Annotated in this window: 28 protein-coding genes; all 28 read left to right on the top strand. The window is 69.1% G+C overall.

Annotated elements, in window-relative coordinates; all coding sequences use genetic code 11:
* The first annotated feature begins 33 nt into the window (after positions 1-33).
* The 28 genes from N912_RS0140605 to rplO all read left to right on the top strand — a co-directional run bounded on the left by N912_RS0140605 (position 34) and on the right by rplO (position 20,755).
* On the top strand, positions 34-3,942 hold the full coding sequence (locus N912_RS0140605) for a DNA-directed RNA polymerase subunit beta' (protein WP_028926951.1): 3,909 nt from the start codon (positions 34-36) through the stop codon (positions 3,940-3,942).
* A gap of 90 nt (positions 3,943-4,032) precedes the next feature.
* On the top strand, positions 4,033-4,821 hold the full coding sequence (otsB, locus tag N912_RS0140600; RefSeq protein WP_037069116.1) for a trehalose-phosphatase: 789 nt from the start codon (positions 4,033-4,035) through the stop codon (positions 4,819-4,821).
* Positions 4,822-4,998: 177 nt separating this feature from the next.
* Positions 4,999-5,781, top strand: coding sequence for an HAD family hydrolase (locus N912_RS0140595; RefSeq protein ID WP_028926949.1), 783 nt, complete (start codon positions 4,999-5,001; stop codon positions 5,779-5,781).
* 557 nt (positions 5,782-6,338) lie between these two features.
* Positions 6,339-6,713: a 30S ribosomal protein S12 gene (gene rpsL / locus N912_RS0140590; RefSeq protein WP_028926948.1), complete on the top strand. Its 375-nt coding sequence runs from the start codon at positions 6,339-6,341 to the stop codon at positions 6,711-6,713.
* Positions 6,713-7,183, top strand: coding sequence for a 30S ribosomal protein S7 (rpsG, locus tag N912_RS0140585; protein WP_028926947.1), 471 nt, complete (start codon positions 6,713-6,715; stop codon positions 7,181-7,183). The genes rpsL and rpsG overlap by 1 nt, the downstream gene beginning before the upstream one ends.
* A gap of 85 nt (positions 7,184-7,268) precedes the next feature.
* Positions 7,269-9,368, top strand: a complete 2,100-nt coding sequence (fusA, locus tag N912_RS0140580; RefSeq protein WP_028926946.1) for an elongation factor G — start codon at positions 7,269-7,271, stop codon at positions 9,366-9,368.
* Between the two features lie 123 nt (positions 9,369-9,491).
* Entirely contained in the window at positions 9,492-10,685 is a 1,194-nt protein-coding gene (tuf, locus tag N912_RS0140575) for an elongation factor Tu (protein WP_028926945.1), read from the top strand.
* A gap of 258 nt (positions 10,686-10,943) precedes the next feature.
* Positions 10,944-11,249 carry a 30S ribosomal protein S10 gene (gene rpsJ, locus N912_RS0140570; protein ID WP_003938093.1) on the top strand — a complete coding sequence of 102 codons (306 nt, stop codon included), beginning with the start codon at positions 10,944-10,946 and terminating at the stop codon, positions 11,247-11,249.
* 9 nt (positions 11,250-11,258) lie between these two features.
* Positions 11,259-11,924 carry a 50S ribosomal protein L3 gene (gene rplC, locus N912_RS0140565; RefSeq protein WP_028926944.1) on the top strand — a complete coding sequence of 222 codons (666 nt, stop codon included), beginning with the start codon at positions 11,259-11,261 and terminating at the stop codon, positions 11,922-11,924.
* Positions 11,921-12,586 carry a 50S ribosomal protein L4 gene (rplD, locus tag N912_RS0140560; protein ID WP_028926943.1) on the top strand — a complete coding sequence of 222 codons (666 nt, stop codon included), beginning with the start codon at positions 11,921-11,923 and terminating at the stop codon, positions 12,584-12,586. The genes rplC and rplD overlap by 4 nt, the downstream gene beginning before the upstream one ends.
* The gene (gene rplW / locus N912_RS0140555) at positions 12,583-12,882 is read left to right on the top strand and encodes a 50S ribosomal protein L23 (protein ID WP_028926942.1); all 300 of its coding nucleotides are present in this window, start codon (positions 12,583-12,585) and stop codon (positions 12,880-12,882) included. The genes rplD and rplW overlap by 4 nt, the downstream gene beginning before the upstream one ends.
* Before the next feature lie 13 nt (positions 12,883-12,895).
* Positions 12,896-13,732 carry a 50S ribosomal protein L2 gene (gene rplB, locus N912_RS0140550; RefSeq protein WP_028926941.1) on the top strand — a complete coding sequence of 279 codons (837 nt, stop codon included), beginning with the start codon at positions 12,896-12,898 and terminating at the stop codon, positions 13,730-13,732.
* A 16-nt stretch (positions 13,733-13,748) separates the two neighbouring features.
* A complete protein-coding gene (rpsS, locus tag N912_RS0140545) occupies positions 13,749-14,030 on the top strand; it encodes a 30S ribosomal protein S19 (protein WP_028926940.1) in 282 nt (93 codons plus the stop codon).
* A 34-nt stretch (positions 14,031-14,064) separates the two neighbouring features.
* Entirely contained in the window at positions 14,065-14,523 is a 459-nt protein-coding gene (gene rplV, locus N912_RS0140540) for a 50S ribosomal protein L22 (RefSeq protein WP_051581479.1), read from the top strand.
* Positions 14,523-15,392, top strand: coding sequence for a 30S ribosomal protein S3 (gene rpsC, locus N912_RS0140535; RefSeq protein WP_028926938.1), 870 nt, complete (start codon positions 14,523-14,525; stop codon positions 15,390-15,392). Before rplV ends, rpsC begins: the two co-directional genes overlap by 1 nt.
* 3 nt (positions 15,393-15,395) lie before the next feature.
* Positions 15,396-15,815 carry a 50S ribosomal protein L16 gene (rplP, locus tag N912_RS0140530; RefSeq protein WP_028926937.1) on the top strand — a complete coding sequence of 140 codons (420 nt, stop codon included), beginning with the start codon at positions 15,396-15,398 and terminating at the stop codon, positions 15,813-15,815.
* Complete coding sequence (rpmC, locus tag N912_RS0140525) at positions 15,815-16,066, top strand: 50S ribosomal protein L29 (RefSeq protein ID WP_028926936.1); 252 nt, start codon at positions 15,815-15,817, stop codon at positions 16,064-16,066. Before rplP ends, rpmC begins: the two co-directional genes overlap by 1 nt.
* Positions 16,067-16,232: 166 nt before the next feature.
* On the top strand, positions 16,233-16,523 hold the full coding sequence (rpsQ, locus tag N912_RS0140520; RefSeq protein ID WP_028926935.1) for a 30S ribosomal protein S17: 291 nt from the start codon (positions 16,233-16,235) through the stop codon (positions 16,521-16,523).
* A gap of 4 nt (positions 16,524-16,527) precedes the next feature.
* Positions 16,528-16,896: a 50S ribosomal protein L14 gene (gene rplN, locus N912_RS0140515; RefSeq protein ID WP_028926934.1), complete on the top strand. Its 369-nt coding sequence runs from the start codon at positions 16,528-16,530 to the stop codon at positions 16,894-16,896.
* The gene (gene rplX / locus N912_RS0140510; RefSeq protein WP_028926933.1) at positions 16,897-17,223 is read left to right on the top strand and encodes a 50S ribosomal protein L24; all 327 of its coding nucleotides are present in this window, start codon (positions 16,897-16,899) and stop codon (positions 17,221-17,223) included.
* Complete coding sequence (gene rplE / locus N912_RS0140505) at positions 17,223-17,792, top strand: 50S ribosomal protein L5 (protein WP_028926932.1); 570 nt, start codon at positions 17,223-17,225, stop codon at positions 17,790-17,792. The genes rplX and rplE overlap by 1 nt, the downstream gene beginning before the upstream one ends.
* 7 nt (positions 17,793-17,799) lie before the next feature.
* Positions 17,800-17,985: a type Z 30S ribosomal protein S14 gene (locus N912_RS0140500; RefSeq protein ID WP_028926931.1), complete on the top strand. Its 186-nt coding sequence runs from the start codon at positions 17,800-17,802 to the stop codon at positions 17,983-17,985.
* Positions 17,986-18,064: 79 nt separating this feature from the next.
* Entirely contained in the window at positions 18,065-18,463 is a 399-nt protein-coding gene (gene rpsH / locus N912_RS0140495) for a 30S ribosomal protein S8 (protein ID WP_028926930.1), read from the top strand.
* A gap of 13 nt (positions 18,464-18,476) precedes the next feature.
* Positions 18,477-19,016, top strand: a complete 540-nt coding sequence (gene rplF / locus N912_RS0140490) for a 50S ribosomal protein L6 (protein WP_028926929.1) — start codon at positions 18,477-18,479, stop codon at positions 19,014-19,016.
* Positions 19,017-19,454, top strand: coding sequence for a 50S ribosomal protein L18 (gene rplR, locus N912_RS57695; protein ID WP_037069114.1), 438 nt, complete (start codon positions 19,017-19,019; stop codon positions 19,452-19,454).
* A gap of 28 nt (positions 19,455-19,482) precedes the next feature.
* Positions 19,483-20,124 (top strand): 30S ribosomal protein S5, encoded by a 642-nt coding sequence (gene rpsE, locus N912_RS0140480; protein WP_028926927.1) that lies wholly within the window; start codon positions 19,483-19,485, stop codon positions 20,122-20,124.
* A complete protein-coding gene (rpmD, locus tag N912_RS0140475) occupies positions 20,124-20,315 on the top strand; it encodes a 50S ribosomal protein L30 (RefSeq protein WP_028926926.1) in 192 nt (63 codons plus the stop codon). Before rpsE ends, rpmD begins: the two co-directional genes overlap by 1 nt.
* A complete protein-coding gene (gene rplO, locus N912_RS0140470) occupies positions 20,312-20,755 on the top strand; it encodes a 50S ribosomal protein L15 (RefSeq protein WP_028926925.1) in 444 nt (147 codons plus the stop codon). Before rpmD ends, rplO begins: the two co-directional genes overlap by 4 nt.
* Positions 20,756-20,833 lie beyond the last annotated feature (78 nt).

The raw sequence follows: 20,833 nt of genomic DNA, 5'->3' as shown, positions 1-20,833 counted from the left end.
CCCGCAAGACCTGCAAGGGGAGACTGAAGCCACGTGCTAGACGTCAACTTCTTCGATGAACTACGCATTGGCCTGGCCACCGCCGAGGACATCCGCCAGTGGTCCTACGGCGAGGTCAAGAAGCCCGAAACGATCAACTACCGCACCCTGAAGCCGGAGAAGGACGGGCTCTTCTGCGAGAAGATCTTCGGCCCGACCCGGGACTGGGAGTGTTACTGCGGCAAGTACAAGCGCGTCCGGTTCAAGGGCATCATCTGTGAGCGCTGCGGTGTCGAGGTCACTCGCACCAAGGTCCGGCGCGAGCGGATGGGCCACGTCGAGCTGGCCGCGCCGGTCACGCATATCTGGTACTTCAAGGGCGTGCCCAGCCGGCTCGGCTACCTGCTCGACCTGGCGCCGAAGGATCTCGAAAAGATCATCTACTTCGCCGCTTACGTCATCACCAGCGTGAACGACGAGCTGCGCCACAACGACCTGCCCACGCTCGAGAACGAGATGAGCGTGGAGCGCAAGCGGGTCGAGCAGCGCCGCGACGCGGACCTCGAGGCCCGCGCGCAGAAGCTGGAAGCCGACATCGCCGAGCTGGAGGCGGAGGGCGCCAAGAGCGACGTCCGCCGCAAGGTCAAGGAGGGCGGCGAGCGCGAGATGCGCCAGCTCCGCGACCGGGCCCAGCGCGAGCTGGACCGGCTCGAGGAGATCTGGAGCACCTTCACCAAGCTGGCCACCAAGCAGCTGATCGCCGACGAGATGCTCTACCGGGAGCTCTACGACCGGTACGGCGACTACTTCACCGGCGCGATGGGCGCCGAGGCGATCCAGAAGCTGGTGCAGACCTTCGACATCGAGGCCGAGGCGGAGAACCTCAGGGAGACCATCCGCACCGGCAAGGGTCAGAAGAAGCTGCGCGCGCTCAAGCGGCTGAAGGTGGTGGCCGCGTTCCAGGCCACCGGCAACAACCCGCAGGGCATGGTGCTGGACTGCGTGCCGGTCATCCCGCCGGACCTGCGCCCGATGGTGCAGCTCGACGGTGGCCGGTTCGCCACGTCCGACCTGAACGACCTGTACCGCCGCGTGATCAACCGGAACAACCGGTTGAAGCGACTGATCGACCTCGGCGCGCCCGAGATCATCGTCAACAACGAGAAGCGGATGCTCCAGGAGGCCGTCGACGCGCTGTTCGACAACGGCCGCCGGGGCCGCCCGGTCACCGGGCCGGGCAACCGCCCGCTCAAGTCGCTGTCCGACCTGCTCAAGGGCAAGCAGGGCCGGTTCCGCCAGAACCTGCTCGGCAAGCGCGTCGACTACTCCGGCCGTTCGGTCATCGTGGTCGGCCCGCAGCTCAAGCTGCACCAGTGCGGCCTGCCCAAGGGCATGGCGCTGGAGCTGTTCAAGCCGTTCGTGATGAAGCGGCTGGTCGACCTGAACCACGCGCAGAACATCAAGTCCGCCAAGCGGATGGTGGAGCGCGGCCGCTCGCAGGTCTGGGACGTGCTGGAAGAGGTCATCGCCGGGCACCCGGTGCTGCTCAACCGGGCGCCCACCCTGCACCGGCTGGGCATCCAGGCCTTCGAGCCGCAGCTGGTGGAGGGCAAGGCCATCCAGCTGCACCCGCTGGTCTGCGAGGCGTTCAACGCCGACTTCGACGGTGACCAGATGGCGGTGCACCTGCCGCTGTCCGCCGAGGCGCAGGCCGAGGCCAGGGTGCTGATGCTGGCCAGCAACAACATCCTCTCGCCGGCGTCCGGCCGGCCGCTGGCCATGCCCCGGCTGGACATGGTCACCGGGCTGTTCTATCTCACGAAGGAGCAGCCGGAGGCGACCGGCGCGGGCCAGACGTTCTCCTCGTCCGCCGAGGCGATCATGGCCTACGACCGGAAGATGCTGCACCTGCAGGCGCCGATCACCGTTCGGCTGCCCGGGGTGCGTCCGGTGGACGGCATCGAGCTGGAGGACGGCCAGGTCTGGCGGGCCCAGACCACCCTGGGCCGGGTGCTGTTCAACGAGCTGCTCCCGGCGGACTACGCGTTCATCAACGAGCCGCTGCCCAAGAAGCGCCAGGCCGCGATCATCAACGACCTGGCCGAGCGGTACTCGATGACCGAGGTCGCCCAGGTGCTGGACCGGCTCAAGGACGCCGGCTTCTACTGGGCCACCCGCTCCGGGGTCACCCTGGCGGTCACCGACGTGGTGGTGCCCGGCAACAAGCAGGAGATCCTGGACACCTACGAGGCCAAGGCCGACCAGATCAACAAGCGCTACCAGCGGGGCGCCCTGTCCCACCAGGAGCGCAACGACGAGATGGTCAAGATCTGGACCCAGGCCTCCGAAGAGGTGGCCAAGGCCATGGAGGACAACTTCCCTGACGACAACCCGATCCCGATGCTGGTGAAGTCGGGCGCGGCGGGCAACATGACCCAGGCGCGCCAGCTGGCCGGCATGCGGGGCCTGGTGGCCAACCCGAAGGGCGAGTACATCCCCCGTCCGATCAAGGCCAACTTCCGCGAGGGCCTGTCCGTGCTGGAGTACTTCATCTCCACGCACGGCACCCGCAAGGGCCTGGCGGACACCGCCCTGCGCACCGCCGACTCCGGCTACCTCACCAGGCGGCTGGTCGACGTGTCGCAGGACGTCATCGTCCGCGAGGTCAACTGCGGCACCGAGCGCGGGATCGTCATGCCGGTCACCGAGCCCGGTGGCGGCACCGGCGAGGAGCGCATCCCGCACCGCTACGTGCGCACCAGTGTGTACGCGCGGTGCTCGGCGGAGGACGTCAAGGACGCCGACGGCAACCTGGTCGTGGGCAAGGGCGACGACCTCGGCGACCCGGCGCTGGCCAGGCTGTACGAGGCCGGCATCCACCAGATCAAGGTTCGCAGCGCGCTGACCTGCGCGTCCGCCACCGGGATCTGCGCGACCTGCTACGGCCGCTCGATGGCCACCGGCAAGCTGGTGGACGTCGGCGAGGCGGTCGGCATCGTGGCCGCGCAGTCCATCGGTGAGCCGGGCACGCAGCTGACGATGCGTACCTTCCACACCGGTGGCGTCGCCGGCGACGACATCACCTCCGGCCTGCCCCGGGTCACCGAGCTGTTCGAGGCCCGGGTGCCCAAGGGCAAGGCGCCGATCGCGGACGTGGACGGCCGCATCGCCATCGAGGACGGCGACAAGTTCTGGAAGATCACCCTGACGCCGGACGACGGCGGCGAGGAGATCATCTACGACAAGCTGTCCAAGCGGCAGTGGCTGGCCATGACCACCGTGAACGGCGAGGAGCGGCCGCTGGCCGACGGCGACCACGTCGGCGTCGGGCAGCTCCTGCTGGAGGGCACCGCCGACCCGCACGAGGTGCTGCGAGTCATGGGCCCGCGCGAGGTGCAGCTGCACCTGGTGCGTGAGGTGCAGAAGGTGTACCGCACGCAGAGCGTGGACATCCACGACAAGCACGTCGAGGTGATCGTCCGGCAGATGCTGCGGCGAGTGACCATCATCGACTCCGGCTCCACGGAGTTCCTGCCCGGCGCGCTCGCCGAGCGGGCGGAGTTCGAGAACGTCAACCGCCGGGTGGTGGCCGAAGGCGGCGAGGCGGCGTCCGGCCGTCCGGTGCTGATGGGCATCACCAAGGCCTCGCTGGCCACCGAGTCGTGGCTGTCCGCGGCCTCCTTCCAGGAGACGACCAGGATCCTCACCGATGCGGCGATCAACGGAAAGCGCGACGGCCTCGTCGGGCTGAAGGAGAACGTCATCATCGGCAAGCTCATCCCGGCCGGCACCGGCATCAACCGGTACCGCAACATCGAGGTGCAGCCCACCGAGGAGGCCCGCGCGGCCGCCTACGCCCTGCCGAACTACGACGACGGGTACTACGCCCCCGACGTGTTCGGCACCGGCACCGGCGCCGCCGTGCCACTGGACGACTACGACTTCGGGCGCGACTACAGGTAGTCGAAGCCGAAGTCCGAACCCAAGAGCCGGGGCCGTTCGTCAGAGCGGCCCCGGCTCTCGTTCGTACCCGGGTCCGTAGGCTGTGCGAGCGTGGGGCTTGCGCATGCGCTGCGGGACGGTGAGGAGTTCGGGCGCGCGCTGGGCGGGCGGCGTCCGGCGGTGTTCCTGGACTACGACGGCGTGCTGACGCCGATCGTGGACCGGCCGGAGGACGCGCGCATGACGCCGGACATGCGGCGGATCGTGCACGAACTGGCAGGCCGGTGTCCGGTGTGCGTGGTCAGCGGCCGCGACCGGGCGGTGGTCCAGGACCTGATGGGCATGCACGACCTGACAGTCGCCGGCAGCCACGGCTTCGACATCTGGCACCCCGAGCGCGGCACCCTGCGCCACGAGGCGGCCACCGGGTTCGAGAGCCTGGTCGCCGACGTCGGCGAAGAGCTGGACGACGGCGTCGGCTGGCTGGACGGGGTGCAGGTGGAGCGCAAGCGCGCCTCGGTCGCCGTGCACTATCGGCTCGCCGACGCCGACGCGGCCGAACGCGTGGCCGCGCTCGTGCGCCGGCTCCTGACCGAGCGCTCCAACGAGCTCAAGCTGACCCCCGGCAAGATGGTCTACGAGCTACAGCCCAACCTCGACTGGGACAAGGGCCGAGCCGTGCTCTACCTGCTCGACACCCTCGGCCTGACCACCCCCGACACCGTGCCCCTCTACCTGGGCGACGACGTCACCGACGAAGACGCCTTCCGCGCACTGCACGGCCGAGGCGTCTCCATCTACGTAGGCGACCCGACCACCCTCGGCCGCCCCACCGCCGCCGACTTCGTACTCGACTCCGTCCCCGACGTCGCCCACCTCCTCGACACCCTCGCCCGCTAACCCCGCCCCCAAGCGCGCGCCCGTACCCCCCCGCCCGTACCTCCGACCGCGAGTCGGGGAAAACGTCAGGGTGAGTCGCGGTTTCTGTCAGGTTGGGTTCGAGCCTGACGAAATCCGCGACTCACCCTGACGGAATCCCCGACTCGCGGGATCGAGGGCCGGTGGGATACTCCGGCGGTGGCGTTTCTGGGGGCGATCTTTGATGTGGACGGGGTGCTTGTGGACTCGCCGCACGAGCCGGCGTGGCGGGACGCGCTGCGGGAGCTGATGGAGGGCGACTGGGCGGACATCGCCGGGCGCACGAGCTGGACGCCGGAGGCGTTCACCAGCGAGGTGTACCAGCGCGAGCTGTCCGGCAAGCCGAGGATGAGCGGGGCGCGGTCCGCGCTGGCGTACTTCGGCGTCCCGGACCTGGAGCGGCGGTCACAGGAGTACGCGGACCGCAAGCAGCGGAAGATCGTCGCGCTGATCGAGGCCGGCGCGTTCGAGGCGTTCCCGGACGCGTTGCGGTTCTTCCTCGCCGTGCGGGCGGCCGGGGTGCCGACGGCGGCGGCGTCCTCGTCCAAGAACGCCGGGCTGATGCTGCGCCGGATCCGGCTGGACACGTTCGTCCGCGAGCACGAACTCGCCACCGACGGGATCACGACCGGGCTGACCCTGGCCGACGCGTTGGACGTGGACATCTCCGGGCGTGACTTCGAGCACGGCAAGCCGGCGCCGGACATCTTCCTGGCCGCCGCCGAGGAGCTGCGCGCCCCCGCCGCCCGGTGCTTCGTGGTCGAGGACGCCCCGAGCGGGGTGGCCGCCGCCAAGGCCGGCGGGATGGCCGCGCTCGGCGTGGCCAGGGCGGACGACGCCGAGCTGCTCGCCGGCGAGCGCGCCGACGTGGTGGTCGGATCGCTGGACGAGGTGGACCTGACCGAGCTCGCCGCCGGCCGCCTGCACCGCCGAGGGGCATGACACGCCACCGCTGGGCGCACAGACGGGACCGATCAACGAACTCCGGCGAGTCGCCGCCCGCCACCCTGCCCACCGTCACCTCCGCCGAACGGCACAGCCGGTCACACCGGGTACCCAACCGGTTACGCGAGCCGGTGAAGATGGTTGCGGACCCGCCGGCTATCGGGCAGGCTCGGTGGTGACTGGATACGGACCCGCGCGAGAACGTCGCTCGCGGTTCCGCGCATGGTCATGACCCGTTTTGACCCTCTCATCACGGGCCAGGTATCCTTTGCGGTAGTGCCCGGCTAGAAGGACGAGAGCCGGGCCGCTCCGCGTGCTCGTTGCCACCGCCGCTCGCGTCGACATGAGGCTCGAACGCGAGCGCGGAGTACGGAATCGCGGGTCACCCCGGAACGTTTCACTGAGTGCTCCGTGGAGCGCCATGAACCGGTTCCGAGGGCGACACGCCCGACCTCGGGGGACGGACGTCCTCCGCTCCGGGCGGGCACCCAGGACCACCAGAACTACCCAGAGACCAACCAGCACGCCGCCAAACGGGAAGAAGTCACCGGTTCATGCCCACGATCCAGCAGCTGGTCCGCAAGGGCCGCGAGGACAAGGTCGCCAAGACCAAGACTGCCGCGCTGAAGGAGAGCCCTCAGCGCCGCGGGGTGTGCACGCGCGTGTACACCACCACGCCGAAGAAGCCGAACTCCGCGCTGCGCAAGGTCGCCCGGGTCCGGCTGAGCAGCCAGATCGAGGTGACCGCCTACATCCCGGGTGAGGGCCACAACCTGCAGGAGCACTCCATCGTGCTGGTGCGCGGCGGCCGGGTGAAGGACCTGCCCGGCGTCCGCTACAAGATCATCCGCGGTTCGCTGGACACCCAGGGGGTACGCAACCGCAAGCAGGCCCGAAGCAAGTACGGCGCGAAGAAGGAGAAGAGCTGATGCCTCGCAAGGGTCCCGCTCCGAAGCGCCCGCTGATCTCCGACCCGGTCTACAGCTCGCCGCTGGTCACCCAGTTGGTGAACAAGGTCCTGGTCGACGGCAAGAAGTCCATCGCGGAGCGCATCGTCTACGCGGCCATGGAGGGCTGCCGGGACAAGACCGGCACCGACCCCGTGGTCACGCTCAAGCGCGCGCTGGACAACGTCAAGCCCGCGCTGGAGGTGCGCAGCCGCCGGGTCGGTGGCGCCACCTACCAGGTTCCCGTCGAGGTGCGGCCGTCCCGGTCCACCACGCTCGGGCTGCGCTGGCTGGTCACGTTCGCTCGGCAGCGCCGGGAGAAGACCATGGTCGACCGCCTGATGAACGAGCTGCTGGACGCGAGCAACGGGTTGGGCGCCGCCGTCAAGCGGCGCGAGGACACCCACAAGATGGCGGAGTCCAACAAGGCCTTCGCCCACTACCGGTGGTGACGGGCAGACCGTCCGGCTCCACCAGCACCTGAGACCCGCGAGGGTCGCCCCAAGAGAGCACCCACGCGAGAGGGGAAGTACCACCATGGCACGGGACGTGTTCACCGACCTGCGCCGAGTCCGCAACATCGGCATCATGGCGCACATCGACGCCGGCAAGACCACCACGACCGAGCGGATCCTGTACTACACCGGGATCAACTACAAGATCGGCGAGGTGCACGACGGCGCCGCCACGATGGACTGGATGGAGGAGGAGCAGAAGCGCGGCATCACGATCACCTCCGCCGCGACCACCTGCTTCTGGAAAGACCACCAGATCAACATCATCGACACTCCCGGCCACGTCGACTTCACCGTCGAGGTGGAGCGGAACCTGCGGGTGCTCGACGGCGCGGTCGCCGTCTTCGACGGCAAGGAGGGGGTCGAGCCGCAGTCCGAGCAGGTCTGGCGGCAGGCCACCAAGTACGACGTGCCCCGGATCTGTTTCGTCAACAAGATGGACAAGATCGGTGCGGACTTCTTCTTCACCGTGGGCACGATCCGGGAGCGCCTCGGCGCCACCCCGCTGCCCATCCAGCTGCCCATCGGGTCCGAAGGCGACTTCATCGGCGTCATCGACCTGGTCGGCATGCGCGCGCTGACCTGGCGCGGTGAGGTGCAGAAGGGCGAGGACTACGCGATCGAGGAGATCCCGGCCGAGCTCGCCGAGCAGGCCGCGGAGTACCGCGAGAAGCTGGTCGAGGCGGTCGCGGAGACCGACGACGACCTGATGGAGCGCTACCTCGGCGGCGAGGAGCTGACCACCGACGAGATCAAGGCCGGCATCCGGAAGATCGTGACCGACCGGGTCGCCTACCCGGTGCTGTGCGGCTCGGCGTTCAAGAACAAGGGCGTGCAGCCGATGCTGGACGCGGTGATCGACTACCTGCCGTCGCCGCTGGACCTGCCGCCGGTGGAGGGCACGCTGCCGGACGGGGAGACCCCGGCCAGCCGCAAGCCCAGCAAGGACGAGCCGTTCTCCGCGCTGGCGTTCAAGATCTCCGCGCACCCGTTCTTCGGCAAGCTCACCTACATCCGGGTGTACTCCGGCCGGGTGCCCGCGGGCGCCCAGGTGATCAACTCGACGAAGGACCGCAAGGAGCGCATCGGGAAGATCTTCCAGATGCACGCCAACAAGGAGAACCCGGTCGACGAGGCTCTCTGCGGTCACATCTACGCGGTGATCGGGCTCAAGGAGACCACCACCGGCGAGACCCTGTGCGACCCGCAGGCGCCGATCGTGCTGGAGTCCATGACCTTCCCCGAGCCGGTCATCTCGGTGGCCATCGAGCCGAAGACCAAGGCCGACCAGGAGAAGCTGTCCACGGCCATCCAGAAGCTGGCCGAGGAGGACCCGACCTTCCGGGTCAACTTGGACGACGAGACCGGCCAGACCATCATCCAGGGCATGGGTGAGCTGCACCTCGAGGTGCTGGTCAACCGGATGAAGTCGGACTTCAAGGTCGAGGCCAACATCGGCAAGCCGCAGGTGGCGTACCGCGAGACGATCACCCGGGCGGTGCCGAAGTACGAGTACACGCACAAGAAGCAGACCGGTGGCTCCGGCCAGTTCGCGAAGGTGATCATCGCGCTGGAGCCGCTGGAGACCGGCGACGGCGCGCTCTACGAGTTCGAGAGCAAGGTCACCGGTGGCCGGGTGCCCAGGGAGTACATCCCGTCGGTGGACGCCGGCGCCCAGGACGCCATGCAGTACGGCGTGCTGGCCGGCTACCCGCTGGTCGGGATCAAGCTCACCCTGCTCGACGGCGCGTTCCACGAGGTCGACTCCTCCGAGATGGCCTTCAAGATCGCCGGTTCGATGGCGCTCAAGGAGGCCGCGCGGCAGGCCAAGCCGGTGCTGCTGGAGCCGATGATGGCCGTCGAGGTCACCACGCCCGAGGACTACATGGGCGACGTGATCGGCGACCTCAACTCCCGCCGTGGCCACATCCAGGCCATGGAGGAGCGGTCCGGCACCCGCGTCGTCAAGGCGCTGGTCCCGCTGTCGGAGATGTTCGGCTACGTGGGCGACCTGCGCTCGCGGACCCAGGGTCGGGCGAACTACTCCATGCAGTTCGACTCCTACGCCGAGGTTCCGACCAACGTGGCCAAGGAGATCATCGCCAAGGCCACCGGCGAGTAAGGCGTAACCCGGTTCAACCAGGTCGGAGCGGTGGAGTAGCGTCGCCGTTCCGATCTGCATATCACGAAGACCTGCCGTCAGCACGGCGGAGAACCACAGAATCAAGTCCAGGAGGACCCAGCAGTGGCGAAGGCGAAGTTCGAGCGGACCAAGCCGCACGTCAACATTGGCACCATTGGTCACATCGACCACGGCAAGACCACGCTGACGGCGGCAATTACCAAGGTCCTGCATGACAAGTACCCGAACCTGAACGAGGCCAGCGCGTTCGACCAGATCGACAAGGCCCCGGAGGAGCGGCAGCGCGGTATCACCATCTCGATCGCGCACGTCGAGTACCAGACCGAGAAGCGGCACTACGCGCACGTCGACTGCCCCGGTCACGCCGACTACATCAAGAACATGATCACCGGTGCCGCCCAGATGGACGGCGCCATCCTGGTGGTGGCGGCCACCGACGGCCCGATGCCGCAGACCCGCGAGCACGTGCTGCTGGCCCGCCAGGTCGGTGTGCCCTACATCGTCGTCGCGCTCAACAAGGCCGACATGGTCGACGACGAGGAGATCATGGAGCTGGTCGAGCTGGAGGTCCGCGAGCTGCTCAGCTCGCAGGAGTTCCCCGGCGACGACCTGCCGATCGTCCGCGTCTCGGCGCTCAAGGCCCTCGAAGGCGACGCCGAGTGGGCCAAGAACATCCTCGAGCTGATGGACGCGGTGGACGACAACGTCCCCGAGCCCGTCCGCGACACCGACAAGCCGTTCCTGATGCCGGTCGAGGACGTGTTCACCATCACCGGCCGCGGCACCGTGGTGACCGGCCGGGTGGAGCGCGGCATCATCAAGGTGAACGAGGAGGTGGAGATCGTCGGCATCAAGGAGAAGTCGATGAAGACCACCACCACGGGCATCGAGATGTTCCGCAAGCTGCTCGACGAGGGCCAGGCCGGTGACAACGTCGGCCTGCTGCTGCGCGGCATCAAGCGCGAGGAGGTGGAGCGCGGCCAGGTCGTGGTCAAGCCGGGCTCGATCACCCCGCACACCGAGTTCGAGGGCCAGGTCTACATCCTGGCCAAGGACGAGGGCGGCCGGCACACGCCGTTCTTCAACAACTACCGCCCGCAGTTCTACTTCCGTACCACGGACGTGACCGGCGTTGTCACGCTGCCCAGCGGCACCGAGATGGTCATGCCGGGTGACAACACCGAGATGTCCGTGCAGCTCATCCAGCCGATCGCGATGGAGGAAGGCCTCCGCTTCGCGATCCGTGAGGGTGGTCGCACCGTGGGTGCGGGACGAGTCACCAAGATCCACAAGTAACAACGACCCAATTTGGGTTGCCACTGGGCAATGTGGCATCCTGGATGAGTTGCTCACTGGGGCCGATCGGCACCGATTCGATTCAGTGTCGATCGGCCCCCGTGTGAGCGGGCCCGCCAGTGTGGGCCAGCACAAGCCAGTCCCTCGAGACCAACGACGATCGGGTAGAAGTCTGCGCCACGAGCGCGACACGCCCGACCTCGTGGACCGGGGGGACCTTGCAGAACAGCGGCAGGAAGAAGAGGACGGCCGACCACCATGGCGGGACAGAAGATCCGCATCAGGCTCAAGGCCTACGACCACGAGGCGATCGACGCGTCCGCTCGCAAGATTGTCGAGACGGTGACGCGCACCGGCGCGCGGGTGGTGGGTCCGGTGCCGCTGCCGACCGAGAAGAACGTGTACTGCGTCATCCGCTCGCCGCACAAGTACAAGGACTCGCGCGAGCACTTCGAGATGCGTACCCACAAGCGGCTGATCGACATCCTCGACCCGACGCCGAAGACGGTGGACGCGCTGATGCGCATCGACCTCCCGGCGTCCGTCGACGTGAACATTCAGTAGGGCAGTGAGATGACAACGTCGAGTGACGAGAAGCAGGTGACCGGGATCCTGGGCACCAAGCTCGGGATGACGCAGGTGTTCGACGAGAACAACCGCGTCGTGCCGGTGACGGTGGTACGCGCCGGGCCGTGCGTGGTGACCCAGATCCGGACCCCGGACAACGACGGCTACTCCGCCGTCCAGCTGGCGTTCGGGGCCATCGACCCGCGCCGGGTGAACAAGCCAAGGACGGGCCACTTCGCCAAGGCCGGGGCCACCCCCCGCCGGTACCTGGTCGAGCTGCGGACCTCGGACGCGAGCGAGTACCAGCTCGGCCAGGAGGTGACCGCCTCGGTGTTCGAGTCCGGCGCGGTGGTCGACGTGGTCGGCACCAGCAAGGGCAAGGGCACCGCCGGCGTGATGAAGCGCCACGGGTTCTCCGGCCTCGGCGCCAGCCACGGCACCCAGCGCAAGCACCGCTCGCCCGGGTCCATCGGCGGCTGCGCCACCCCCGGCCGGGTGTTCAAGGGCCTGAAGATGGCCGGCCGGATGGGCAACGAGCGGGTCAGCAGCCAGAACCTCACGCTGCACCGGGTGGACGCCGACGCCGGGCTGCTGCTCATCAAGGGCGCCGTGCCCGGCCCCAAGGGCGGCCTGGTGCTGGTCAAGACGGCCGCGAAGGGTGAGGCCAAATGACGAAGCTGGACATCCGCAAGCCGGAGGGCGGCACGGACGGCTCCATCGAGCTGCCCGCCGAGGTCTTCGACGTCGCGGAGAACAAGCCGCTGATGCACCAGGTGGTGGTGGCCCAGCTCGCCGCCGCCCGCCAGGGCACGCACAAGGCCAAGACGCGCGGCGAGGTCCGGGGCGGCGGCAGCAAGCCGTACCGGCAGAAGGGCACCGGCCGCGCCCGCCAGGGTTCGACCAGGGCGCCGCAGTACGCCGGCGGTGGCATCGTGCACGGCCCTGTCCCGCGCGACTACAGCCAGCGCACGCCCAAGAAGATGAAGGCCGCCGCGCTGCGCGGGGCGCTGTCCGACCGGGCGCGCAACGACCGGCTGCACGTGCTCTCCGAGATCGTCGCCACCCCCGTGCCGTCCACCAAGATCGCGCGCCGGGCCATCGCCTCGGTGAGCGAGCGCAAGCGGATCCTGGTGGTCGTCGGCCGCGAGGACGAGGCCAGCTGGCTGTCGCTGCGCAACCTGCCGAACGTGCACGTGATCGCGCCGGACCAGCTGAACACCTACGACGTGCTGGTCAACGACGACGTGGTGTTCACCGCCGAGGCGCTGCGCAGCTTCCTCGCCGGCCCGGTCGCGGCCGTCAAGCCGCGCGCCAAGAAGGAGGAGGACCAGTGATCCCCGATCCGCGCGACGTGCTGATCGCGCCGGTGGTCTCGGAGAAGAGCTACGGGTTGCTCGAGGAGCGCCAGTACACGTTCCTGGTCCCCCGGACGGCGAACAAGACCGAGATCAAGATCGCCGTGCAGAAGGTGTTCGGTGTCAAGGTCACCAGCGTGAACACGCTGAACCGGCCGGGCAAGCGCAAGCGCTCCCGCACCGGGTTCGGCAAGCGCAAGGACACCAAGCGCGCGATCGTGACCCTCTCCGAGGAGAGCCGTCCGATCGAGATCTTCGGCGGACCGGCGAGCTGAGGGAGGAGCAACGATGGGCATTCGTAGGCACAAGCCGACCACGCCGGGCAGGCGTGGCTCCAGCGGCTCCGACTTCGCCGAGATCACCCGGGACCACCCGGAGAAGTCGCTGGTCCGTCCGCTGCACGGCAGGGGCGGCCGCAACGTGCACGGCAAGATCACCACGCGGCACAAGGGCGGTGGCCACAAGCGGGCCTACCGGCTGATCGACTTCCGGCGGGCGGACAAGGACGGCGTACCGGCCAAGGTCGCGCACATCGAGTACGACCCGAACCGGACCAGCCGGATCGCGCTGCTGCACTACCGCGACGGCGAGAAGCGCTACATCATCGCGCCGGACAAGCTCAAGCAGGGCGACATGGTGGAGAGCGGCCCGCGCGCGGACATCAAGGTCGGCAACAACCTGCCGATGCGCAACATCCCGACCGGCACCGTGATCCACGCCATCGAGCTGCGCCCCGGTGGCGGCGCGAAGATGGCCCGCTCGGCCGGCGCCCGCGTGCAGCTGGTGGCCAAGGACGGCCCGTACGCGCAGCTGCGGCTGCCGTCCGGCGAGATCCGCAACGTGGACGTCCGCTGCCGCGCCAGCATCGGCGAGGTGGGCAACTCCGAGCAGGGCAACATCAACTGGGGCAAGGCCGGCCGGATGCGCTGGAAGGGCAAGCGCCCGACGGTGCGCGGCGTGGCGATGAACCCGGTTGACCACCCGCACGGTGGTGGCGAGGGCAAGACTTCCGGCGGCCGGCACCCGGTGAACCCGGCCGGCAAGCCCGAGGGCCGCACCCGCCGCCGCAACAAGGCAAGCGACAAGTTGATCGTCCGCCGCCGGCGTACCGGCAAGAAGCGCTGAGTAGGGAGGTAGAGACATGCCACGTAGCCTGAAGAAGGGCCCGTTCGTGGACGACCACCTGCTCAAGAAGGTGGACGTGCTCAACGAGTCGGGCAAGAAGACCGTGATCAAGACGTGGTCGCGCCGCTCCACGATCATTCCCGACATGATCGGGCACACCATCGCGGTGCACGACGGGCGCAAGCACGTCCCGGTGTTCATCTCGGAGTCGATGGTCGGGCACAAGCTCGGCGAGTTCGCCCCGACGCGGACGTTCCGGGGTCACATCAAGGACGACCGCAGGGCGCGCCGCCGCTGAGCGGGCTGGACCAGAGGGAAGCAGAGGACTACAGATGGCTGCAACCAGCCAGGACACCACCGGCGGCGCCGTCGACACGGCGGACGCCGAGCCGGTGCGCGCCATCGCGCGGGCCCGGCACGTCCGGATGAGTGCCCGGAAGGTGCGCCGCGTCGTCGACCTGGTCCGAGGGCAGCGCGCGGTGGACGCCCTGACGATCCTGAAGTTCGACGTCCACGCCGCCAGCGAGCCGGTGTACAAGGTGGTCGCCAGCGCGATCGCCAACGCCGAGCACAACCTGGACCTGGACCGCGACACCCTGGTGATCGCCAGCGCGTACGTCGACGAGGGCAAGACGCTGCCCCGGATCCGTCCGCGCGCGCAGGGCCGGGCCTACCGGATCCGCAAGCGCACCAGCCACATCACGGTCGAGCTCGAGTCGCGGCCCGAGTCCCGGCGCGGCAGCGCGCGGCAGGGACGGGGCGGCCGCTCCGCGAAGGGAAGTACCCGCTGATGGGTCAGAAGATCAATCCGCACGGCTTCCGGCTGGGCATCACCACGGACTGGAAGTCCCGGTGGTACGCCGACAAGCAGTACGCGGAGTACGTGAAGGAGGACGTCGCGATCCGCCGCATGCTCTCCAAGGGCATGGAGCGGGCCGGCATCTCCAAGGTCGAGATCGAGCGCACCCGCGACCGGGTGCGGGTGGACATCCACACCGCCCGTCCGGGCATCGTGATCGGCCGCCGCGGCGCCGAGGCCGACCGCATCCGGGGCCAGCTGGAGAAGCTCTCCGGCAAGCAGGTGCAGCTGAACATCCTCGAGGTGAAGGGCGCCGAGTCGGACGCCCAGCTGGTCGCGCAGGGCGTGGCCGAGCAGCTGTCCAACCGGGTCGCGTTCCGCCGGGCGATGCGCAAGGCCATCCAGACCGCGATGCGCTCGCCGGCCGTCAAGGGCATCCGGGTGCAGTGCTCGGGCCGCCTGGGCGGCGCCGAGATGTCCCGCTCGGAGTTCTACCGCGAGGGCCGGGTGCCGCTGCACACGCTGCGCGCGGACATCGACTACGGGCTGTTCGAGGCGCGCACCACGTTCGGCCGCATCGGCGTCAAGGTGTGGATCTACAAGGGCGACGTGGTCGGCGGGCGCCGTGAGCACGCGGCCGCGACGGCAGCGGCCGCAGCCGAGCAGGGCCGTGGCGGTCGCCGCGACCGGCCCACCCGCCGCCGTTCCGGCGCCGCCGGCACCACCGCGACCAGCACCGAGGCCGGCCGGGCCGCCGCCGGGCAGTCCCGCGACAGCGGCGCGCCCGCGCAGGCCACCGAGGCTGCGCCCGCCGCCGAGCCGACCGCCACCACCACCGAGTCAAGCAGTGGGGAGGCCTGAGCCATGTTGATGCCTCGCAAGGTCAGGCACCGCAAGCAGCACCACCCGAAGCGCAGCGGCGCGGCCAAGGGCGGTACCAAGGTCACCTTCGGCGACTTCGGCATCCAGGCCATGGAGCCGGCCTACGTGACCAACCGGCAGATCGAGTCCGCCCGTATCGCCATCACGCGGCACATCCGCCGTGGCGGCAAGGTGTGGATCAACATCTTCCCGGACCGGCCGCTGACCAAGAAGCCGGCGGAGACCCGGATGGGCTCCGGCAAGGGCAGCCCGGAGTGGTGGATCGCCAACGTCAAGCCCGGTCGCGTGATGTTCGAGATGAGCTACCCGAACGAGCAGATCGCCCGTGAGGCGCTGCGCCGCGCGATCCACAAGCTGCCGATGCGCTGCCGCATCGTGACCCGTGAGGGTGGTGAGTTCTGATGGCGGGTTCCGGGGTGGGCACCTCCGCGTCGGAGCTGCGTGAGCTCACCGATGAGGAGCTGGTGCTGCGGCTGCGGGAGTCCAAGGAGGAGCTGTTCAACCTCCGCTTCCAGATGGCCACCGGGCAGCTGGACAACAACCGGCGGCTGCGTACCGTCCGGCACGACATCGCGCGGGTCTACACCGTGATGCGCGAGCGCGAGCTGGGACTTTCGGCCGCACCGATCGATGACGACGAAGGGGCCGCGTGATCATGTCGCCACATCGCGGCACCCAGGACGACCACGGCGCGCGCCCGGGCGGTAAGGCCCCGGGATCGCGGCGGCAGGGCGCCCTTTGGAATGACAGGAACGGAGTCAGTGTGGCGCGCCCTGGCGACGCGATCGCGGTCGCGCGCAGAGTCGCGGAGGACACAGCATGAGCGAACAGAGCCAGGGCACGCCGCCGAAGCAGAAGCCCAGGGGGTACCGCAAGGTCCGCGAGGGCCTGGTGGTGTCGGACAAGATGGACAAGACCATCGTGGTCTCCGTGGAGGACCGGGTGAAGCACCCGCTCTACGGCAAGGTCATCCGCCGGACCAACAAGGTCAAGGCGCACGATGAGAACAACACCGCCGGCGTGGGCGACCGCGTCCGGCTGATGGAGACCCGCCCGCTGTCGGCGACCAAGCGCTGGCGGCTGGTCGAGGTCTTGGAAAAGGCGAAGTAGAGCCATGATTCAGCAGGAGTCGCGACTGCGTGTCGCCGACAACACCGGGGCCAAGGAGATCCTCTGCATCCGGGTCCTCGGCGGTTCGGGGCGTCGCTACGCCGGGATCGGCGACATCATCGTCGCCACCGTCAAGGACGCCATCCCCGGCGCCGGAGTCAAGCGGGGCGACGTGGTCAAGGCCGTCGTGGTGCGCACCGCCAAGGAGAAGCGTCGCCCGGACGGCTCCTACATCCGCTTCGACGAGAACGCCGCCGTGCTGATCAAGCCGGACAACGAGCCCCGGGGCACCCGCATCTTCGGCCCGGTGGGCCGCGAGCTGCGGGACAAGAGGTTCATGCGCATCATCTCGCTGGCGCCGGAGGTGCTCTAGATGAAGATCAAGAAGGGCGACACCGTGCTGGTGATCGCCGGCAAGGACAAGGGCGCCAAGGGCAAGGTCATCCAGGCCTACCCGGCCAAGAACCGGGTGCTGGTCGAGGGCGTGAACCGGATCAAGAAGCACACCCGGGTCACCACCACCCAGCGGGGCGCGCAGTCCGGCGGGATCGTGACCCAGGAGGCCGCGATCCACGTCTCCAACGTGATGGTCGTCGACTCCGACGGCAAGCCGACCCGGGTCGGCAAGAAGACCGTCACGAACGAGGACGGCCGCGTCAAGCGCGTACGCATCTCGCGTCGCACCGGGAAGGAGATCTGATGTCCGCGCCAACCTCCGAGAAGGCGCTGCCCAGGCTCAAGACCCGGTACCGCGAGGAGATCACCGCCTCGATGCGGGACAGGTTCGGGTACGCCAACCCGATGCAGATCCCCGGCGTGACCAAGGTCGTGGTGAACATGGGCGTCGGCGACGCCGCCCGCGACTCGAAGCTGATCGACGGCGCGGTCCGCGACCTGGCCACCATCACCGGCCAGCGCCCCGAGGTGCGCCGGGCCACCAAGTCCGTGGCCCAGTTCAAGCTGCGCGAGGGCATGCCGATCGGCGCGCGGGTCACCCTGCGCGGCGACCGGATGTGGGAGTTCCTGGACCGGCTGCTGACCATCGCGCTGCCCCGTATCCGGGACTTCCGTGGCCTGTCGCCGACGCAGTTCGACGGCAACGGCAACTACACGTTCGGCCTCAACGAGCAGTCCATGTTCCACGAGATCGACCCGGACACGATCGACCGTCCGCGCGGTATGGACATCACGGTCGTGACCTCGGCAACCACCAATGAGGAAGGGCGGGAGCTGTTGCGGCTCCTGGGCTTCCCGTTCAAGGAGAGCTGATCGGCTGATGGCCAAGAAAGGGCTGGTCAACAAGGCCGCGCGCAAGCCGAAGTTCGCGGTCCGCGGCTACACCCGATGCCAGCGCTGCGGGCGTCCGCGCGCCGTGCTGCGCAAGTTCGGGCTGTGCCGGATCTGCGTGCGCGAGATGGCGCACCGGGGCGAGCTGCCCGGAGTGTCCAAGTCGTCGTGGTGACACCCGACGGCACCAGGCAAAGACGTAGCGTCGCAGGCCCCGGAAGGGGAACCGCGATGGGAAAGGTGACAGGGTCACCATGACGATGACCGATCCGATCGCAGACATGCTCACGCGTCTGCGCAACGCGAACTCGGCGTACCACGACCGGGTCGTGATGCCGCATTCGAAGCTGAAGGTGGCGATCGCGGAGATCCTCCAGAAGGAGGGTTACATCGCGTCGTACGACACCGAGCAGGCCGAGGTGGGCCGCTCGCTGGTGATCGACCTGAAGTACGGGCGCAACCGTGAGCGCAGCATCGCGGGCCTGCGGCGGGTGTCCAAGCCCGGCCTGCGGGTGTACGCGAAGTCCGACAACCTGCCGAGGGTGCTCGGCGGCCTCGGCGTGGCGATCATCTCCACCTCCTCCGGCCTGATGACGGACCGGCAGGCCAGCATGCGGCGCGTGGGCGGGGAAGTCCTCGCCTACGTCTGGTGAGGGGGACGCGACCATGTCACGTATCGGAAAGCTTCCGGTCGCCGTGCCGAACGGCGTGGACGTCACCATCGACGGCCAGAAGGTCACGGTGAAGGGGCCCAAGGGCACCCTGTCCCACACGGTGATCGAGCCGATCGCGGTGGCCAGGGACGACGACGGCACCATCCGGGTCACCCGGCCCGACGACGAGCGCCGCAACCGGGCCATGCACGGGCTGTCCCGCACGCTGGTCAACAACCTGGTGGTCGGCGTGACCGCCGGCTACGAGAAGAAGATGGAGATCCACGGCGTCGGCTACCGGGTCGCGCTCAAGGGCTCCACCCTCGAGTTCTCGCTGGGCTACAGCCACCCGATCAGCGTCGAGGCCCCCGAGGGCATCACGTTCGCGGTGGAGAACCCGACCCGGTTCTCCGTGCAGGGCATCGACAAGCAGCTGGTCGGCGAGGTCGCCGCGAACATTCGCAAGCTGCGCAAGCCGGACCCGTACAAGGGCAAGGGCGTGCGCTACGCCGGCGAGAACATCCGGCGCAAGGTCGGGAAGACGGGTAAGTAAATGGCAACGGGCACCTCTCAGGCAGCGAGCAACAACGGTGCGCAGCCGAGCAGCGCGGCTCTCAAGCGGCGCGGCTCGCGGGTATCCGCCACGCGGCGGCTGGCCCGCACCCGCCGGCACGCCCGGCTGCGCAAGAAGATCAGCGGCACCCCGCAGCGGCCCCGGCTGGTGGTCACCCGCAGCGCGCGGCACATGGTCGCGCAGGTGATCGACGACCTGGCCGGCCACACGCTGGCGTCGGCGTCCTCCATGGAGGCCGACGTCCGCGCGCTGGACGGCGACAAGAAGGCCCGCGCCGCCAAGGTGGGCGAGCTGGTGGCCGCCCGCGCCAAGAGCGCCGGCGTGAGCACCGTGGTGTTCGACCGGGGCGGCCGCGACTACCACGGCCGCATCGCGGCGCTCGCGGACGCGGCGCGCGAGGGCGGGCTGGAGTTCTGATGTACCACACGATGAAGGAGCAAATCTGATGCCGGGACGCACACGGCGCGACGGCGGTCAGGGATCCGGCGGCGGCGGAGAGCGCGGCGACCGTCGGGACCGCCGGGACGGAGGCCGTGGCGGGGCGGCCCAGGAGAAGACCCCGTACATCGAGCGGCTGGTCACCATCAACCGGGTGGCCAAGGTCGTCAAGGGCGGCCGCCGGTTCAGCTTCACCGCGCTGATGATCGTCGGCGACGGTGACGGCATGGTCGGCGTCGGCTACGGCAAGGCCAAGGAGGTGCCCGCGGCGATCGCCAAGGGCGTCGAGGAGGCCAAGAAGAACTTCTTCCGGGTCCCGCGCATCGGCGGCACGATCGTGCACCGGGTGCAGGGCGAGGCGGCCGCCGGCGTGGTGCTGCTGCTGCCGGCCAGCCCCGGTACCGGGGTCATCGCCGGCGGCCCTGTCCGCGCCGTGCTGGAGTGCGCCGGCATCCACGACGTGCTGTCCAAGTCGCTGGGCAGCGACAACGCCATCAACGTGGTGCACGCCACGGTGGCGGCGCTGAAGAGCATCCAGCGGCCCGAAGAGGTGGCGGCCCGCCGTGGCCTTCCGCTGGAGGACGTGGCACCGGCGGCCATGCTGCGCGCCCGCGCGGCGTCGGCCGGTGCCGGCAAGGTCGGTGTGTGATGGCCTCGTCGCTCAAGGTCACCCAGGTGCGCAGCACCATCGGCAGCAAGCAGAACCAGCGGGCCACCCTGCGGACCCTCGGGCTGCGCAAGATCCGGCAGTCAGTGGTCAGGGATGACACCCCGGCGGTTCGAGGCATGATCGCCACCGTGCGCCACCTGGTCACGGTGGAGGAGGTCAACTCGAAATGACCATCAAGATCCATCATCTGCGCCCGGCCAAGGGCGAGAAGACCCCCAAGACCCGGGTCGGCCGGGGTGAGGGCAGCAAGGGCAAGACCGCCGGGCGCGGCACCAAGGGCACCAAGGCCCGCAAGACGGTGCCGGCCGGGTTCGAGGGCGGCCAGATGCCGATCCACATGCGGCTGCCCAAGCTCAAGGGCTTCCGCAACCGGTTCCGCGTCGAGTACCAGGTCGTCAACGTCGGCGACCTGGCGCGGCTGTTCCCGGAGGGCGGCACCGTCGGCCCCGACGAGCTGGCCGCCGCCGGCGCGGTGCGCCGCAACGAGCTGGTGAAGGTGCTCGGCAACGGCGACCTGGGCGCCGTCAAGCTGACCGTGAGCGCGCACGCGTTCTCCGGCAGCGCCAAGGAGAAGATCGCCGCCGCCGGCGGCACCGTCACCGAGCTGTAGTACGGGCGGGTGCGCGCCGAACCGGTGACGGTACGGCGCCCCCGCCCCTCCTCGTCCGCGCACCGGCGGCGTGCTGTT

The sequence above is a fragment of the Actinospineispora acaciae DSM 45401 genome, assembly GCF_000620785.1.
Classification (GTDB): domain Bacteria; phylum Actinomycetota; class Actinomycetes; order Mycobacteriales; family Pseudonocardiaceae; genus Pseudonocardia; species Pseudonocardia acaciae.
The sequence above is the reverse complement of the archived record's forward strand: the minus strand, read 5'-3'. Positions and strand labels throughout refer to the sequence as shown.

Excerpts from the sequence above, each read along its gene's own strand:
- rplN (WP_028926934.1), top strand. The coding sequence starts at position 16,528 with ATGATTCAGCAGGAGTCGCGACTGCGTGTCGCCGACAACACCGGGGCC.
- rplD (WP_028926943.1), top strand. The coding sequence starts at position 11,921 with ATGACGAAGCTGGACATCCGCAAGCCGGAGGGCGGCACGGACGGCTCC.
- rplV (WP_051581479.1), top strand. The coding sequence starts at position 14,065 with ATGGCTGCAACCAGCCAGGACACCACCGGCGGCGCCGTCGACACGGCG.
- rpsG (WP_028926947.1), top strand. The coding sequence starts at position 6,713 with ATGCCTCGCAAGGGTCCCGCTCCGAAGCGCCCGCTGATCTCCGACCCG.
- rpsH (WP_028926930.1), top strand. The coding sequence starts at position 18,065 with ATGACGATGACCGATCCGATCGCAGACATGCTCACGCGTCTGCGCAAC.
- N912_RS0140500 (WP_028926931.1), top strand. The coding sequence starts at position 17,800 with ATGGCCAAGAAAGGGCTGGTCAACAAGGCCGCGCGCAAGCCGAAGTTC.
- rplC (WP_028926944.1), top strand. The coding sequence starts at position 11,259 with ATGACAACGTCGAGTGACGAGAAGCAGGTGACCGGGATCCTGGGCACC.
- rpsS (WP_028926940.1), top strand. The coding sequence starts at position 13,749 with ATGCCACGTAGCCTGAAGAAGGGCCCGTTCGTGGACGACCACCTGCTC.
- rpsJ (WP_003938093.1), top strand. The coding sequence starts at position 10,944 with ATGGCGGGACAGAAGATCCGCATCAGGCTCAAGGCCTACGACCACGAG.
- rpmC (WP_028926936.1), top strand. The coding sequence starts at position 15,815 with ATGGCGGGTTCCGGGGTGGGCACCTCCGCGTCGGAGCTGCGTGAGCTC.
- rpsC (WP_028926938.1), top strand. The coding sequence starts at position 14,523 with ATGGGTCAGAAGATCAATCCGCACGGCTTCCGGCTGGGCATCACCACG.
- rpsE (WP_028926927.1), top strand. The coding sequence starts at position 19,483 with ATGCCGGGACGCACACGGCGCGACGGCGGTCAGGGATCCGGCGGCGGC.
- rplE (WP_028926932.1), top strand. The coding sequence starts at position 17,223 with ATGTCCGCGCCAACCTCCGAGAAGGCGCTGCCCAGGCTCAAGACCCGG.
- rplR (WP_037069114.1), top strand. The coding sequence starts at position 19,017 with ATGGCAACGGGCACCTCTCAGGCAGCGAGCAACAACGGTGCGCAGCCG.
- rplB (WP_028926941.1), top strand. The coding sequence starts at position 12,896 with ATGGGCATTCGTAGGCACAAGCCGACCACGCCGGGCAGGCGTGGCTCC.
- rpmD (WP_028926926.1), top strand. The coding sequence starts at position 20,124 with ATGGCCTCGTCGCTCAAGGTCACCCAGGTGCGCAGCACCATCGGCAGC.
- rplF (WP_028926929.1), top strand. The coding sequence starts at position 18,477 with ATGTCACGTATCGGAAAGCTTCCGGTCGCCGTGCCGAACGGCGTGGAC.
- rplX (WP_028926933.1), top strand. The coding sequence starts at position 16,897 with ATGAAGATCAAGAAGGGCGACACCGTGCTGGTGATCGCCGGCAAGGAC.
- rpsQ (WP_028926935.1), top strand. The coding sequence starts at position 16,233 with ATGAGCGAACAGAGCCAGGGCACGCCGCCGAAGCAGAAGCCCAGGGGG.
- rpsL (WP_028926948.1), top strand. The coding sequence starts at position 6,339 with ATGCCCACGATCCAGCAGCTGGTCCGCAAGGGCCGCGAGGACAAGGTC.
- rplP (WP_028926937.1), top strand. The coding sequence starts at position 15,396 with ATGTTGATGCCTCGCAAGGTCAGGCACCGCAAGCAGCACCACCCGAAG.
- fusA (WP_028926946.1), top strand. The coding sequence starts at position 7,269 with ATGGCACGGGACGTGTTCACCGACCTGCGCCGAGTCCGCAACATCGGC.
- rplO (WP_028926925.1), top strand. The coding sequence starts at position 20,312 with ATGACCATCAAGATCCATCATCTGCGCCCGGCCAAGGGCGAGAAGACC.